This window comes from Sorangium sp. So ce145, assembly GCF_051525985.1.
Taxonomy (GTDB): Bacteria; Myxococcota_A; Polyangia; order Polyangiales; family Polyangiaceae; genus Sorangium; species Sorangium cellulosum_B.
In genome coordinates, this window is the sequence record NZ_CP150315.1 from 1270801 (window position 1) to 1285601 (window position 14801).

Below are 14801 nucleotides of genomic sequence, written 5' to 3' on the forward strand. Positions count from 1 at the left end.
GCCCCCAGCACGCGCAGCACGCGGAACCAGCGCCGCGGCGACGGAGGGCACCGTCCGGGCGACTCCAGCCGCTCAGCGCCGTCCGCGCGGCACCTGACGCGCGGCGCTGCCACCGAAGCCGTTGTCGACGGGCGGGCCGGGGGCCGGGGTGGCGGCGCGCGCGCCGCCACCGTGCGTCATGTGGGGAACACCCGATCGAGGCGCAGCAGGCGGAAGATCGCGCGCGGCTGATCCCTCAGCCCGACGATGCGCACCTGGCCGCCGTTGGCCCGTACCCGCTTGAACAGCGAGACGATGACGCCGACGCCCGAGCTGTCGATCAGCCGGAGGGACGAGAGCTCGAGCGTGATGTTCTGCCGGTTCTCGGCCACCAGCTCGTCCACCAATGTCCTGAACTCCGGTGCGGTCACTGCGTCGAGGGTCCCCTCGAACTGCACGACCGTCTCACTGCCGTTATCGGTCCGCGTATAGCTCATTGGATTTTGATTCCCCCTGCGGCGCGGGTCGCGCCCGAACGGGAGACGCTCCGCATTCGAAAACTGCTCGTCCGATGCCCTGTCGCCCCGGCGAAATCGGCGTCGGAATGCTCTTGTTCGTTGCTGCCTTCACCCCCGTCGCCGGCAATACACGAGCTGCCCTCCCTCCGTTTCACAAGACGGAGGACATTCGGGCTGCCGGGACAGTAGTCGACCTCATCCATGAACGACTTGATGATGAAGAGCCCCATCCCGGACTCGGGGAGGTCGTCGATGGGAGGGTTGTCGATGGCCGCGGGATCGAAGCTGCATCCCGTGTCCATCAAGCGGATGATAATGCCGTCCGCGTCGGATTCGATCTCGATATCGACGTCGCCCGGCGGGCCAGCGCGGTATCCGTGAATCGCGATGTTGTTGAACGCCTCGCCGAACGCCGAGACGGTCTGGTCCTCGAAATCCTCCTGGGTGAGGCCGGGCGACCCGCCCTCGACCCTCCCCGGCGCGGCCATCTTGCATGCGGCCGCCACCACGCGGAGGGCGAGGTGGCGATAGGTCAACGAACCTGGTACGCGGAGTCGGATCACGCCCAAACCTCCATCCGAGCTTGTACCCTACCACGTTCTCGACTATGGGAGCCACAAGGTAAACAGTGACACCTGGCGTTCGTGTAGCGAAACGTGCGATCGACATCGCGGGCTCGCTCGTGGGTCTCACGCTGACCCTCCCGCTCTACCCTCTCATCGGCGCGGCTATCTACCTCGAGTCGCCCGGGCCGATCTTCTACATGCAGCGCCGTGCCGGGATGCTCATCGGCACGGAAGTGCGGGACGGCGTGGCCTACCCGCGGTTCGTCGAATTTCACATGCGCAAGTTTCGTTCCATGCGCGTGGATGCCGAGAAGTTGACGGGGGCCGTGCTCGCCCAGCAGGACGATCCGCGCATCACCCGGGTCGGCCGCTTCCTGCGCAAGACGCGCCTCGACGAGATCCCGCAGTTCTGGAGCGTGCTCATGGGCGACATGAGCATCGTGGGGCCGCGCCCCGAGCGCCCCGAGCTGCTCGTCAACCTCGCGCTCGCCATTCCCTTCTTCGAGGAGCGGATGCGCGACATCAAGCCGGGCATCACGGGGCTCGCGCAGGTGTCGCTCGGGTATACCGGACGCGCCCCTGCGGAGAGCGAGGTCGCCGCGTTCGAGGCGACGCTGACGAACCCGTTCGGCCTCGAGGAGGCGGAGGGGGCCGAGGCCGACGACATGCGGATGAAGCTGCTCTTCGATCTCGCGTACGCCGCGTCGCTCGAGAAGCTCTCGACGTTCCTGCAGATGGAGCTCTCGATCATCGTGAAGACGCCGCTCGTGATGGTCCTCGGCCTCGGGCGCTGAGCGGGCGCCGCGCCTCCGGACCCCGGCGCCATGGCGCTCTCTCCGCTGAACCGGGGGCGCTCCCCGCGGCTCTGCTAGGCCCTCTTGCTGAGCACGACGATCACGAGCACCAGGGCGAGATCGGCCAGGATGAGCCGGTAGACGTCGCGCTTCTCGAGCCGGATCGAGAAGTTCGGATCGACGCTCCTGATGGCGGAATACAGCGCCCCCGCCAGGCCGAAGTAGATCCAGAGCACGTAGTGGTAGGTGAACGAAAGGAAGAAGATCCCGACCATCATCCCGCAGAACCCGGCCATGATCGCCATGGACCAGGCGCGGATCGCCGCGAACTGGGCGCCGTACTCGTACCGCTTGAGCGCGACCAGCGAGATCTTGAGGGTGAGGTAGATCATCGCCGTCCACGCGAACATCCCGAGCGGACCGAGCTCCGAGAGCGCGAGGAGATACGCGTTGTGCGCGGTGAGCCAGTGGTGCTCCGTGAACTGGCGGAAGCCCGCGCCCATCAGCGGGAACATCCGGTAGATGTTCAGGCCCTCGCCCAGGATCTCCGTGCGCTCGTTCGCTGACTCATCCGCCTCGCCGCCGCCGCGGCCGCCGAGCAGCATGAGCGGCGCCGCGCAGATCGCGCCGAAGATCGCGCCGCGGATGCCGTACTTCTTGACGAAGTAGACGCCCAGCACCGTCGCGAAGACGAGCTGGCCGCCCCGGGACTGCGTGAGGATGATCGCGGTCGCGATGAGGAGGAGCGAGCCGAAGACCATGAGCGCGCGCGTGAAGGAGCGCTTCTGCTCGAACATCGCGAAGCTGAACGGCAGCACGATGCCCGCCGTGAGCGCGAGCTCGTTCGGATCCTGGAGCACGCCGCGCCAGCGCACGCGGCCGTTGATCGTCGACGTCTTGAAGAGGCCGACGCGCTCGCACAGGTACTCGACCTCGGGATCGGCGCCCGGCCCCTCGCGGCAGTCCAAGCGTTTCTCGCAGGACCGGCCGTCGGGGATGCCCGCCTCGCCGCGCGAGCCTCCGATGGTCTGCGTCATCGCCAGGCACTGAAACGAGGAGAACCCCTGGTGGATCGCGACGCCCGCCACGAAGAGGCCCATGATGAGCACCGTGGCGGCGAGCTTCTGGAACCCCTTGAAGCCCTCGGGGCTGTGCCCGATCAGGAAGAAGAGGACGAACGTCACGCTGATGGAGACGAACCCCTCGGAGAACTCGCCAGGGTTCCGGAAGCCCAGCGTGAGCACGCACCAGAGATAGACGACGATGGCCCACCGGAGCTGCGGGGTCGCCTTCAGCCTGACCTTGCCCATGGCGAGGTCGAGGCCCATGCCCATGAAGGCGAGGGCGAGCCAGAGGTACAGAAACGGCAGGCTCTCGAAGCGCTCGTCCCACTCCTGAGGCCTGCCGTAGATGAAGACGATGAGAAGGATGACCCCGGGGAGCGCGAGCATGTCGAGGGTCCTCGGCGGAGACGCCGTTCGGGTGGTGGGGGACGTTCCGGAGGATCGCGGCTCGCGTCAAGCGACTTGCGCTCGCTCCCTCCGGCGTGGTTTCCGGGCCCTCGACGCTACGTGCTGAGGCCCACGCGGCGCACGGCCTGGTTCAGGAACGGGACGAACTCATCCGCGGCCCTCGCGTTGCCCGTGCTCGAGGGATGGTGGTCGGTGTTCCCCTCCGAACCGTGCAGGGAGAAGTTGGACTCGCCCTTGTTCGTGAGCACGTCGTAGTAGTCGAAGACGACGACGTTCTTCTCCGGATAGCCGCTGAGCCAGCCCTCGGGCGACTTGACCCAGTTGTTGAACGAGCGGGCGAGATCCGCCTGGCGCTGCGCGATCTCGGCGTCGGAGGGCTTCCCGAGGAGCCGCTTCGCGGTCCACTTCCAGGCCGGCTCCTTCGAGCGTTTGAGGATGTTGGCGGGGGCGGTGACGTAGACGAACAGCGTGTCCTTCCGCTTCGCGAGGTCGGGCAGGATGGACGTCAGCGTGGCCTTCGCGTTCCAGACGGTGAGCTCCGGGCCGGCCGGGTTGCCGGGGGCGGAGCCCTCGCCGACGAAGCGGTTGTTGGGATAACAGGACTTGAAGACGACGATCCGGTTCACCACGCCGTCCGGGTGCATCTGGTCGTTCAGCGCGACCCGGAGCACCTTGTCCATCTTGTCGCGGAACTTGGGCGCCCAGTCGAAGAGGTCGGTGTTCTCGCCGATCTCGCTGCCGTAGGAGGCCTCGTGGACGCGGTAGCCCTGCTCCGTGAGCTTCTTCTTGAGCCCGCCTCCGTTCGGGTGCGCCTCGTAGACGCACGACGCCTTCTCCTTCTCGGCGCCCGTCTCCGTGAGGAGCTGGCCGCCGCACGAGTGATGGATGAACAGGAGATCCAGCGGGGTATCGGGCCGGGTGCTCGCGAAGCCCGACAGATCGAGCGCGCCGGCCTTCGCGATGGGGCCGGTCGCGGCCGGCGCCGTGCCCTCGATGGGGATGAACAGGGCGCCCAGCGCGACGAGGAATGCGCCAGCAGAGACGAGTCGCTTCTTGCTCATGACATCTCCGTACAGGACGTGGGCAAGGAGAATGGATTATTGCAGCGCGCCACGCCGAGGACAAGCGGGCGCGGAGGGCGTCATCGTCGCATTCGCCGTTTGTCGTTTACCGTTACCGTTACCGTTACCGTTACCGTTTACCGCTTGCGACACGGCGCTCAGAAGGTGAGGACGCCGCCTTCGTCGGCCTTGGCGGCCGAGCCGGCGCGGATCGTGATCTCGTCGCCGCCGCCCGCGGGTTTCCTGATCACCTCGTAGGATGCGCCGGGGGAGAGCCCCGTGACGACGTGCTTCGTCACCCCAGGGAGCGAGGTGAAATGCACCTCGGACACAGCGCCGAGCTCGACCGGGAACAGGACCAGGGTGCCCTTCACCGCCGCGCCAGCGAACGGCGTCCCGCGCTTCGTGCGCACGAGCGTCACCGGATCCGCCGTCGCGTTGCCGGCCGCGCCCTGGAGCACGTGCAGGAAGCGCGTTTCCTTCGGCATCGGGGCCGGCGGCTCGACCCGCAGGGTCGCGAGCATGGTCTCGTTCTCGGCCGGCTTGGTGTCCCAGGTGCCCGTCGGCTTGTACGGCTCGGCCACCACGACGGCGCTCTCCGGCAGGACCGTGGTCACGAAGAGCTTCTGCCCCTTCGCGGTCGTGGCCGTCGCGAGCTTCCCCGCGACCTGCGCAGCGCTCGGCGTCTGCATGAAGAAGCGCTTGAAGCGCCCCTCCTTGCCCGTGGCGGCGCGGTCGTAGAGGACGAGGTGGTCCGGCTTGAGCCACACGAGCGAGCGGCTGACGTGCGTGACGTCGCGGATGTTCTCGTACTCGGAGTTGTAGAGCGGGGTCGCGTCGCCGAGGACGTAGACGTAGTCCTGCGCGAAGCTCTTCGCGAGCACCCTGGGATCGCCCGTGTGCACGAGCGGCCACTGGGACCCGCGCCGCCAGAGCTCGCCGCGGTTCGGGTCGTCGTGGCGGCGGTTCCTGTCGTTCTCGACCGTGAGGGTGTTGTGCTGCTCGGAGTTCCCCATGAAGGCGCCGTACCCGACGCGCTCCTTCGTGAGCCACTCGCCGCCGCGGTAGAAGCCGAAGCTCAGGCCGTCGCCGTGCTGGTGGTCGATCTGCTCCCAGCCGAGCTGGAACTGGAGCCACGTGGCCTCGGGCCCCCAGCTCGTCCTCGCGAAGACCTGGCCGAGGCCGGGGCCGAAGTGCGTGAGCGGGGTGGAGGGGCGCGGGTCGGTCGGGGTGACCGCCGGGTCGAGCAGGAGGAAGTACATGATCGAGTGGCGCTTGTGGACCTGGCCGAGCTGCGAGCGGGCGCGCCGCGCGAGGGCCGCGGCGCCGCCCGGGCCGGCGTGGATGGCCATCCAGCGGAGCGCGTTCAGGCGCTCGGTGTTGCCGCTGTTCTCGGCGTGGAGGCCGAGCGCCGTGAACGGGTCGATGTGATCCGTGTACTCGTAGCGCTCCCCGTCGCCCGTCCACGCGGCCTCGTGGGTCGGCCCGAGCCGGCCCGCCGGCGTGGCGGGGCTCAGGCTGTGGAGGTGGGCCGGGATGAACTCGTGCCAGAACGGGTTGCCGTCGAGGTGCACCTGCGGGCCCCACTTCGCCGGATCGGCCTCGCCGGCCGTCTGGATGGCGAGCAGCGTCTCGCTCACGTAGGCCAGCGTCGCGGGGCCGTACTGGAAGCCCTCCGGCGGCGCGCCGCCGCGCGCGTCGTTCCGCAGGATGCTGTCGGTCATGTAGAGCCACGCCCCGGTGACGTTGGCGAAGTAGTCCCTGAGCCGCGGGTAGGTGCCGCTCGGCTTCGGATCCGGCGGATCGTCGGCCTCGTCGAACGCGAGCGACAGCAGCGTCAGGTTGCGCATGTGCGACGTGAAGTAGTTGTTCACGGCGTACCTGCGCTTCTTCGGCTCCTTCAGCATCGCCGGGTCGTTCAGCTTGCCCACGGGCTCGGGGTGATCGTGGCTCGTCGTCGACGACTTCAGCTGCTCCTCCGCCCAGCGGAGAAAGACGGGCCGTATCGCCGCCTTGTCCTGGGCCGAGAGGTACCCGTAGATCCAGTCGACCGTGAGGCCGAACGACTCGCCGGCCCAGCGGGCGCGGTCGCCGGTCGAGAACCTGCGGACGAAGGGATCCTGCGGATCCCCCTTGTTCACGCGATCGACGATGTAGAGAAGGATCTTGCGCGCGCGGGCGGCGTGGTCGTTGCGGGCCGCCTCGTCGCTCGAGACGAGCGACATGAAGGCGAACAGCTCCGCGTGCGCCTCGCAGTAGATGCGGGCGTGGGTGCAGTCGCCCTCCGAGGGGATGTTGCCTTTGTCCATCGCCGCCGCGGCCTCGGCCGTCACGGCGGCGAGCTCCTTGAACAGGGGGTTCGCCTGCGTGGCGCGCGCCCGGAGCTTCGGCAGGTCGGCCGCGCGCACCCAGAGCCGCGGGTGCCCCTTGGCCGGCGTGGCCGGCGGCGCGGGCGGCCCGTCGAAGCGCGGCGCCGCGACCGCGAGGGCGGCGGTGGCGGACTGGATGCCCTCGCCGCTGTGGACCGCCGGGGGCCCCGGGGTCTGCCGCCGGTCGCAGCCGGCGAGGAGACCCGCGAGGCCGAGCGCGAGCCCGAGCGACGCGAGCGGCCGCGAGCCCGTCATGTCGCGCGTTCCTTGAGGTACGTGAACGTCCGCTGGAGGCCCTCCTCCGTGGAGACCAGCTGCTTCCACCCGAGCGCCTTCAGCTTCGTGTTGTCGAACCGGTTCCCCTTCCACGAGGTCGCGCTCTTGTAGGGCGTGAAGATGGCCGGCAGCTGCCCCTTCGAGTAGGCGTGGTAGCGCTCGACGAGCTTCGATATCCCGGCGAGGGCGAAGTAGGGCACCGTGAGCGAGCGGATCGGCTTCACCTCGCGCTTGTAGCGGGCGAGGTAGACGTCGGCCGTGGGCAGGTCGTCGTCGTGGACGTTGTAGACCTGCCCCCGCGCGACGTCGCTCCGGCCGGCGACGGCGATCGCCTCCGCGCAGTTGTCGACGTACGACAGCGGCAGGATGTTGCGGCCGCCGAGGTGCAGGAACACGCCGAAGAGGCTCATCCCGACGCGGCTGGAGAAGGCGTTGCCCCCGGGGCCGTAGATGACGCCGGGGCGGAGCACCGTCAGCGGGAAGCCGTAGCGCCCCTGGTACTCCCAGAAGAGCTTCTCCTGCCGGAGCTTCGCCTGCGAGTAGAGATCGCGCTGCGCGGGCCGCGTCTCCAGGGGCGTGTTCTCGTCGACGATGTACCCCCGCGGGAGGTCGGCGACGCCGTAGACGCCGAAGGAGCTGACCAGGACGACGCGCGGCGATCGGCCGGTGTGGACGAGCGCCTCGAGCAGGTTCTTCGAGGCGACGACGGTGCTCAGGAACATGTCCGCGGGCGCGCCGCCCATGGCCGCGGCCACGTGGTAGACGACGTCCACGCCCTCGACCGCGCGCTCCGCGGCCTCCTTCGTGGCGAGGGAGCCCACCGCGATCTCGAGGGGGACGCCCCGCCGCTTCTCGATCTCGTCGAGCCGCGAGCGGTTGCTCGCGGGGCGGACGAGGCAGCGGAGGTCGGTCTCGCCGTGGGCGAGCAGCCGGTCGACGAGGGCCGATCCGAGGAAGCCGTTCGAGCCGGTGACAAGGACTTTCATGTGCGCGCCTTCTCCTGCGGGACCTGCCGGAAGATCTCATCCATCATCCACGCGACCCGGATCATGTCCCGGTACGAGATGGGCAGCTCCGCGCCCCGCGTGATGCTGTCGTAGAAGAGGCCGATCAGGCGGTTCAGCCCCGAGAAGAAGTGGAAGTCGCTGCGGGCGAACCGCACCACGTTCTTGCCCCCCTCGCGGAGGTACGAGAGGGCCTGATCGAAGGCCGGGACGACGCGCCCGATGGCGCTCGGCAGCTTCGGCGACGCGTCGAGGGTGACCGTGCGGCTCGTGAAGTCGACGTGGAGCGTGTTCTTCGTGCCGTAGACGCGGAGGAAGTGCCCGGGCGGCCGCGCGTGCGACGAGAAGGTCCCGTAGGCGCTGACGCGCGCGCCCTGCACCGTGACGCGGAGCTCGTCGAGCATGTCGTCGCGCGAGTCGCCGAACCGCTTCTCCCGGAGCGCGTAGGCGGTCGCGGTGACCTTCGGCTGCTCGTCGTCCACGAACTCGACGATCTTGTTCAGCAGGTGATCGACGTTGTTGTGGAACAGCTTGCCCGGGAGGCGATGGACCCAGTGCGAGCCGTCGCCGAGGAGCGCCGTGCCGAAGGGGCCGGCGAGGTTGTAGCCGAAGCAGCTCTCCACGTGGACGGGATCGCCGATCACGCCGTCGCCGACGAGCCTGCGCATCTCGATGGCCGGGGGATCGAACTGGTACTCCCAGCCGACGGTCATCTTCTTCCCGGCGGCGGTGCAGAGCTCGATGAGGCGCCGCACGTCCGCGAGGTTCAGCGCAGTCGGCTTCTCCACGTAGACGTGGGCGCCGGCCTCGATCGCGCGCCGGGCGAGGAACAGGTGCGACTGCGGAGGGGTGGTGATGTGGACGACGTCGGGCTTCTCGACGTCGAGCAACCGGTCGAACGAGTCGTAGTGGCTCGGGATGCCGTAGCGCACCGCGATCTGCTCGGCCATCAGGAGCTCCAGGTCGCATACGGCGACGACCCGAGCCCGCTCCGGCATCTTCTGGATCTCTTCTATGTGGCCGTCGGCGATCTTGCCGCAGCCGACGATCGCGATTTTGAGGGTCATGCGGCGGCGGAGCGTACCGCAACGTGGCAGCCGAGAGCTAGGCTCTCGGCCGGCCCGCGGCCAGCGGGGACGCCGCGGCGCGCGCGTGGACGCACGTGGACGCGCGTGGAGGAGCTTGATGACGGTCGCGGCGGCCTCGGGTAGGCTGCGCGGCGCAGCATCAAGAAGGGTGGTGATTCGTGCGCGTGCTCCATGTTCTTCATACGTCGCTGCCTGTCATTGCGGGGTACACGATCCGCAGCGACTACATCATCAAGCACCAGGCCGAGCACGGGATGCGGCCGGCGGTGGTCACGTCGGCGCAGCAGGGGTCGGGGGATGCGCTGAAGGACGAGATCGGCGGCATCTCGTACTGGCGGACGCGCGAGCCTACCGGCAAGAAGCTGCCGCTGGTCAGGGAGCTCCAGCTCGTGCGGGCGCTGGAGGCGCGCGTCGAGGACGCGATCCGGGAGTTTCAGCCCGATCTCGTGCACGCGCACTCGCCGATGCTCGTCGGGCTGCCGGCGCTCGCGGCGGCGCGCCGCTTCGGGCTGCCGCTCGTCTACGAGGTGCGCGATCTCTGGGAGAACGCCTCCGTCGACCGGGGCAAATTCAAAGAGGACTCGGCGCCTTACAAGATCGCGGCTGGCCTCGAGACGATCGTCTACAAGTACGCTGACGCGACGGTGACGATCTGCGAGGCGCTGAAGGGCGCTGTCGCGCCGCGGGTGCGCAGCGCGGATGCGCTCCACGTGGTGGGCAACGGCGTCGACTCGGACAAGTTCGCGCCGCGGGAGGCCCCGCCCGGCGCCTGGGAGCGCTTCGGGCTCGCCGGGAAGAAGCTCATCGGCTACGTCGGCACCTTCCAGCCGTACGAGGGGCTCCAGACGCTCATCGCGGCGATCGGCGACATCGCGCGGGAGATCCCGGACGCGCACGTCGTGATCACCGGGGCCGGCGGCCAGGAGATGGAGCTCAAGGCGTTCGCCCGCGAGCGAGGGGTGGAGTCCAAGGTGACCTTCACCGGGCGGGTGCCGCACGACGAGGTGTTCAACATCTACGCGATGGCGAGCCTGCTCGTGTATCCCCGCGTCCGGACCCGGACGACCGAGCTCACGACGCCGCTGAAGCCGCTCGAGGCGATGTCCATGGCCCGGCCCGTGATGGTGAGCGACGTCGCGGCCATGGGGGAGCTCGTCCGTTATGGCGAGACCGGGTTCGTCTTCAAGGCGGGCGACAGCGCCGATCTCACGAGGCGGTGTGTCGAGGCGCTCAAGGACCCGGCGCGCCTCGAGCAGGTCGGCAAGAACGCGCGGGCGTGGATCCTCAAGGAGCGGCAGTGGCCCACGCTGCTCTCGCGGTACGAGACCATCTACGAGCAGGCGATCGCCGTGCGGCGCGGACAGGGCAAGTCGCGCGTCGGCGAGCCGCGCGCGGCGTGAAGGGCGGCGGCCCCAGCCCGGGCTTCCCACGGCCGGCGGCCAGCGTCGCTGCCGCGTGAGCGTCGCGATCCCTAGGCGCGTCCTCGCGCGATCCGGGGTATGATCACGCGGCCCCATCCCGCCCCTTCGGGAACTGGCAGGAGGTCTCTCAACGTGTTCGAGATCAAAGTCGACCGGAACATCGCCATGGTGGATTTCGTCCTTGAGGGGCGTGTCCGCCTCGAGGAGATGGAGAACTTCGTCAGCGAGCTGAGGAAGGCGTGCGAGGGCCTCCAGGGCCGGGGGATCAAGATCAAGGCCGATGTCCGCGGGTTCAGGCCGATGTCCCCCGATGTGGCGGAGAAGATCCGCGCCGTCCAGGAGTTCGGCCTGGAGCTCGGGGTGATGCGCGTCGCCGAGATCATCGAGAGCGACATCGTCGCGCTCCAGCTGAACCGCGTGGCGCGCGAGAGCGGCACGGACAAGGTCCTCCGGCGCTTCTGGGACGAGGACGCGGCCCACGAGTGGCTCCTCCACGGTGATCCGGAATGAGCGGCGGGCACCCGCTTCGGATACGGGCCCATCTCGGCGTTTTCGGTGCTCAGCGCACGAGAGTGCGCTTCCGCGCCGAAAACGCCGATCTGGACCCGTCTCCTGTGCGGGTGACCGCCGCTCGGCGGGGCGGGGTCGGAGAGAAGGGCTAGAAGAGGGGCGGCGGGTCGGAGGGGTGCGGGGGGCGGTACTGCTTCAGGATCTCGGCGACGGCGTCTAGCGGCAGGGCCGGCGCGTGGTGTCCGCTGTGGCCGGTCATGTCGACGCCGCCGAACATCGCGTTGAGGATCGCCTCCTCCACCACGTCGACGGTGGCCTCGTAGAGCGCGTCGACCTCGGTGTCGAGGACGAGCTCGGCCATGTGCCGGCCCGGCGCGAGCGGGTGCACGCTGAGCGAGCGGCTCGACCGGGGGGCGCTCCACTGCTCGGTGGGGACGCGAGGCACCCGGTTCGCGGTGCTCCAGGCGAGGACGATCTCGCCCGAGTTGTTGGCCGCATACCCGCCGGTCCGGCCGATCGCGAGCGCGGCGCGCCGCGCGAGGCGCGCGAGCTGGCGGTGGATGAGCGGGGCGTCGGTGGCGACGAGCACGATGATCGAGCCGGCGGGGCCCCGCCGCGGGACGTGGTTGAAGCGGTCGCTGATGAGCCGCCCGACCGGGACCCCATCGACGCGCAGCAGCTCGCGATCACCGAAGTTCGACAGCACGAGCGCCCCCACGAGGGCGTCGACCCCGCCGACGGGGACCGACCGGCTCGAGGTGCCGATCCCGCCCGCGAAGTGGAACGTCTGCATGCCCGTGCCGGCGCCGACGCACCCCTCGGCCACGGGGCCACCCCGGGCGTTGTCGATCGCCTCGTCGACGTCGGCCTGCGTCACGTGGCGCCCCACGGCGTCGTTGAGGAAGCTGTCGTCGCACTCGGCGACGACCGGGATCACGACGTCGTAGTCCTTGCCGATCTTGGGGTGCTTGCGCGAGAGCCACGCGACGGTCGCGTCGAGGACGCGGCCGACGCAGAGCGTGCTGCAGAGCAGGATCGGCGTCTCGCAGAGGCCCCACTCGTTGATCTGCGAGAGGCCGGTCACCTCGCCCGCGCCGTTGAGCACGTAGCTCGCGGTGAACACCCGATCGAGGAAGACGTCGCCGTCGGCCGGGACGACCGCGGTCACGCCCGTGCGCACCGGACCGAGGCCGGGGACGAGCTCGCCTTCGCCCTCGATCTTGGTCACGTGGTGGACCCGCACCCCAGGGACGTCCGTGATCGCGTTCTCCGGACCGGTCGGAAAGCGGCCGATCGCGACGCCGAGATCGCGCAGCCGAGGGCGCCTGAGCGCGGCCGAGGGCGCGCTCATGGACCGGCGACCTCGCCGCTCGCGACGGAGACCGTGTCGGAGAGGGGCGCGGGCTCCGCCGGGAGCGGCGCGGGCCCGGCGAGCGCGGGGCCGGGCGCGGCCAGAAGGCCCGGATCGGCGGCCGGCGAGGCGCCCGCCGCGCTCGCGGAGGGCGCGGCGGCGGCCGCCGCGCTCGCGGTGAACGCGGCCGCGCCCGCCGCGCTCGCGGTGAACGCGGCCGCGCCCGCCGCGCTCGCGGTGAACGCGGCCGCGCCCGCCGCAGGCGGCGCCGCGGTGAACGCGGGCCGCGGCGCCGCGGCGGCCCGGGCGTCGCGGTAGCGCTTGAGGCAGCCGGCAAGGATCTCGCCGATCAGCATCCGGTAATCCATCCCCGCGACCTTCGCGATCACGCAGAGATCGCTGAAGTCGGGCGTCAGGCCGGGCAGCGGGTTGATCTCGATGACGTACACCCTGCCGTCCTTCGCCATGCGCAGATCGACCCTGGCCACGTCGCGGCACGCGAGGGCCGCGAACGTGTCGCGCACGACCTTCTCGACGCGGCGGAGCTCCGACGGCGTGAGCTGCGCGGGGCACTCGAAGCGCACGCGCGGCGTGTCCGATTGCTTCTCGTCGTAGCCGTAGACGGGGTAGGCGGGCGGGTCGACGAAGACGACCTCCATGGGCGGCAGCACCTTCGGCCGCCGCTCCCCGAGCAGGCCGACGGTGAACTCGCGGCCCGTGATGTACTCCTCGATGAGGGCCGGTTGGTGGTAGCGATCGACCAGCTGCTTCGCCGCGGCGCGCGCGGCGGCCTCGTCCTTGACGACGGACGCGGAGGTGATCCCCTTCGAGGTCCCCTCGGCGTTGGGCTTCACGATCACCGGGTAGCGGAACGGCTTCAGCTTCTCGCGCCCGGTCGTGACCACCTGCCACTCGGCCGTCTCGATGCCGGCCGCCCGCAGGATCTGCTTCGTGAGGCCCTTGTCGAGGGCGAGCGAGAGCGTGGTCGCGTCCGAGCCGCTGTACGGGATGCCGAGCAGCTCGCAGAGCGCCGGCACCTGCGCCTCGCGGCCGCGGCCGCGGAGCCCCTCGGCGATGTTGAAGACCACGTCGACCCCGGAAGCCGCGAGCGCGCGCGGCAGGTCCGGGGTCGCCTCGAGCGGGACCACGGTGTGGCCGTAGCTCTCGATGGCGCTCGTGATCGCCTGGATCGTGCGCGGCGAGTCGAACTCGGCCTCCAGGTCGTGCATCGCGCCGGGGCCCGCCTTGTCGGCCGCGGCCGTGTCGCTCCGCTTCATGTTGTAGGTGAAGCCGACGCGGAGCGCGGTGCGCTTCGCCCGCCGCGGCTGGTTGCTCTCCAGGAGCGGCAAAAGCCCCCGCCGCTTGCAGGCGCTCCTCACGATGGCCCGGATCACGCCGTCGAAGTCGACGCCGCGCTGCGCCGCCGCGACGAAGACGCTGGCGCCCGGCTGGAGGGTGGGCAGCCCGTCGACCTCGAGGAAGTGGACGTCGTGGCCCTGGCTGCGCGAGGCGGACGGCGTGACCCGGAACTCGCAGCGGGCGTGATCCTTGAGGTCCAGGGCGCGCACGACGCGCGCCGTGATGGCCCGGATGCGCTCGATCGTGGCCGCGGGCAGCTGCGCGGGCCGGCGCGTGACCTGCTCGGGCTTCGCGTGCTTCAGGTTGAAGTCGTACACGTTGTAGCTGCCCGGCACCTGGGGATCGATCACGAACTCGATCGGGGTGAGGACGCCCTCGGGGATGCCGGTGCCGCTCGAGCGCGCGCCGTTCGCCTCCTTGAGGCCGTCGACGAAGGCGCACGCGACGTCGATGCCGGCGATGTAGTGCTCGACGAGCAGGCCCGCCTCGAAGCGCGCGAGCTGCCGCTCGACGACCTCGGCGAGGTGGTGCGCGTCCTCGCAGACGCTCCACTCCCGGAAGATGCCCTTGGAGGAGCCCTCGAAATTCGGCTTCACGATGACGGGGAAGCTCACGTCGTCGAGCGCGCCGCTGTCCAGGGTGGTCCGGTTGACGAGGCGGGCGCGCGGGGTGGCGACGCCGTAGCTCGCGAGGACGCGCTTCGTGAGCGACTTGTCGAGCGCGACGTTCAGCGTGTAGGCGTCGGAGCCGGTATACGGGATGCCGAGCTCGTCGAAGAGCGACGGATAGAACGCCTCGCGCGTCTTGCCCTTGTGACCTTCGGCCGTGTTGAAGATGAGGTCCGGCTGGAGCGCCTCGAGCCGGGCGAGGACCCGGGAGGCCGGGCCGCTGACCTCGATCCGCTCCACCTCGTGCCCGGCTCGCTCGAGCGCGCCGGCGATGGCGGCGATCGTCTCCGGGCTGTCGAACTCGGCTTCCTCGGCGGAGCCCGTGATCTTCAGGTTGTGCGTGAGCGCGATGCGCATGGTCTCTC

Annotated in this window: 12 protein-coding genes; 3 read left to right on the forward strand and 9 right to left on the reverse strand. The window is 69.9% G+C overall.

Going from position 1 to position 14801, the window contains the following annotated elements:
* Nucleotides 1-176 precede the first annotated feature (176 nt).
* Complete coding sequence (locus tag WMF34_RS04690) at nucleotides 177-476, reverse strand: STAS domain-containing protein (protein WP_012233514.1); 300 nt, start codon at nucleotides 474-476, stop codon at nucleotides 177-179.
* Nucleotides 473-1033, reverse strand: a complete 561-nt coding sequence (locus WMF34_RS04695) for an ATP-binding protein (protein WP_044963986.1) — start codon at nucleotides 1031-1033, stop codon at nucleotides 473-475. The genes WMF34_RS04690 and WMF34_RS04695 overlap by 4 nt, the downstream gene beginning before the upstream one ends.
* Nucleotides 1034-1125: 92 nt before the next feature.
* On the opposite strand from WMF34_RS04695, the gene WMF34_RS04700 reads away from it, so the two are divergent.
* The gene (locus WMF34_RS04700; protein WP_012233516.1) at nucleotides 1126-1857 is read left to right on the forward strand and encodes a sugar transferase; all 732 of its coding nucleotides are present in this window, start codon (nucleotides 1126-1128) and stop codon (nucleotides 1855-1857) included.
* Between the two features lie 74 nt (nucleotides 1858-1931).
* On the opposite strand, the gene WMF34_RS04705 is transcribed toward WMF34_RS04700, so the two are convergent.
* From WMF34_RS04705 to WMF34_RS04725, 5 genes are all read right to left on the reverse strand, one after another.
* The gene (locus WMF34_RS04705) at nucleotides 1932-3308 is read right to left on the reverse strand and encodes an O-antigen ligase family protein (RefSeq protein ID WP_012233517.1); all 1377 of its coding nucleotides are present in this window, start codon (nucleotides 3306-3308) and stop codon (nucleotides 1932-1934) included.
* A 116-nt stretch (nucleotides 3309-3424) separates the two neighbouring features.
* Nucleotides 3425-4390, reverse strand: coding sequence for a hypothetical protein (locus WMF34_RS04710; RefSeq protein WP_437992534.1), 966 nt, complete (start codon nucleotides 4388-4390; stop codon nucleotides 3425-3427).
* A gap of 158 nt (nucleotides 4391-4548) precedes the next feature.
* Nucleotides 4549-7014, reverse strand: a complete 2466-nt coding sequence (locus WMF34_RS04715) for a hypothetical protein (RefSeq protein ID WP_437992535.1) — start codon at nucleotides 7012-7014, stop codon at nucleotides 4549-4551.
* A complete protein-coding gene (locus tag WMF34_RS04720) occupies nucleotides 7011-8021 on the reverse strand; it encodes an NAD-dependent epimerase/dehydratase family protein (RefSeq protein WP_012233520.1) in 1011 nt (336 codons plus the stop codon). Before WMF34_RS04720 ends, WMF34_RS04715 begins: the two co-directional genes overlap by 4 nt.
* Nucleotides 8018-9106, reverse strand: coding sequence for a Gfo/Idh/MocA family protein (locus WMF34_RS04725; protein ID WP_012233521.1), 1089 nt, complete (start codon nucleotides 9104-9106; stop codon nucleotides 8018-8020). The genes WMF34_RS04720 and WMF34_RS04725 overlap by 4 nt, the downstream gene beginning before the upstream one ends.
* Nucleotides 9107-9285: 179 nt before the next feature.
* Here WMF34_RS04725 and WMF34_RS04730 point away from each other — a divergent pair, with 179 nt between their 5' ends.
* Both WMF34_RS04730 and WMF34_RS04735 read left to right on the forward strand, forming a co-directional pair.
* On the forward strand, nucleotides 9286-10527 hold the full coding sequence (locus WMF34_RS04730) for a glycosyltransferase (RefSeq protein ID WP_044963990.1): 1242 nt from the start codon (nucleotides 9286-9288) through the stop codon (nucleotides 10525-10527).
* 153 nt (nucleotides 10528-10680) lie between these two features.
* Nucleotides 10681-11058, forward strand: a complete 378-nt coding sequence (locus WMF34_RS04735) for an STAS/SEC14 domain-containing protein (RefSeq protein ID WP_437992536.1) — start codon at nucleotides 10681-10683, stop codon at nucleotides 11056-11058.
* Nucleotides 11059-11206: 148 nt separating this feature from the next.
* Here WMF34_RS04735 and WMF34_RS04740 read toward each other — a convergent pair whose 3' ends face one another.
* Both WMF34_RS04740 and WMF34_RS04745 read right to left on the reverse strand, forming a co-directional pair.
* Nucleotides 11207-12409, reverse strand: coding sequence for a DmpA family aminopeptidase (locus WMF34_RS04740; protein ID WP_044967826.1), 1203 nt, complete (start codon nucleotides 12407-12409; stop codon nucleotides 11207-11209).
* Nucleotides 12406-14793: a D-alanine--D-alanine ligase family protein gene (locus tag WMF34_RS04745; protein ID WP_437992537.1), complete on the reverse strand. Its 2388-nt coding sequence runs from the start codon at nucleotides 14791-14793 to the stop codon at nucleotides 12406-12408. The genes WMF34_RS04740 and WMF34_RS04745 overlap by 4 nt, the downstream gene beginning before the upstream one ends.
* Nucleotides 14794-14801 lie beyond the last annotated feature (8 nt).

Excerpts from the sequence above, each read along its gene's own strand:
- WMF34_RS04690 (WP_012233514.1), bottom strand. The coding sequence starts at position 476 with ATGAGCTATACGCGGACCGATAACGGCAGTGAGACGGTCGTGCAGTTC.
- WMF34_RS04705 (WP_012233517.1), bottom strand. The coding sequence starts at position 3,308 with ATGCTCGCGCTCCCCGGGGTCATCCTTCTCATCGTCTTCATCTACGGC.
- WMF34_RS04710 (WP_437992534.1), bottom strand. The coding sequence starts at position 4,390 with ATGAGCAAGAAGCGACTCGTCTCTGCTGGCGCATTCCTCGTCGCGCTG.
- WMF34_RS04715 (WP_437992535.1), bottom strand. The coding sequence starts at position 7,014 with ATGACGGGCTCGCGGCCGCTCGCGTCGCTCGGGCTCGCGCTCGGCCTC.
- WMF34_RS04720 (WP_012233520.1), bottom strand. The coding sequence starts at position 8,021 with ATGAAAGTCCTTGTCACCGGCTCGAACGGCTTCCTCGGATCGGCCCTC.
- WMF34_RS04725 (WP_012233521.1), bottom strand. The coding sequence starts at position 9,106 with ATGACCCTCAAAATCGCGATCGTCGGCTGCGGCAAGATCGCCGACGGC.
- WMF34_RS04740 (WP_044967826.1), bottom strand. The coding sequence starts at position 12,409 with ATGAGCGCGCCCTCGGCCGCGCTCAGGCGCCCTCGGCTGCGCGATCTC.
- WMF34_RS04745 (WP_437992537.1), bottom strand. The coding sequence starts at position 14,793 with ATGCGCATCGCGCTCACGCACAACCTGAAGATCACGGGCTCCGCCGAG.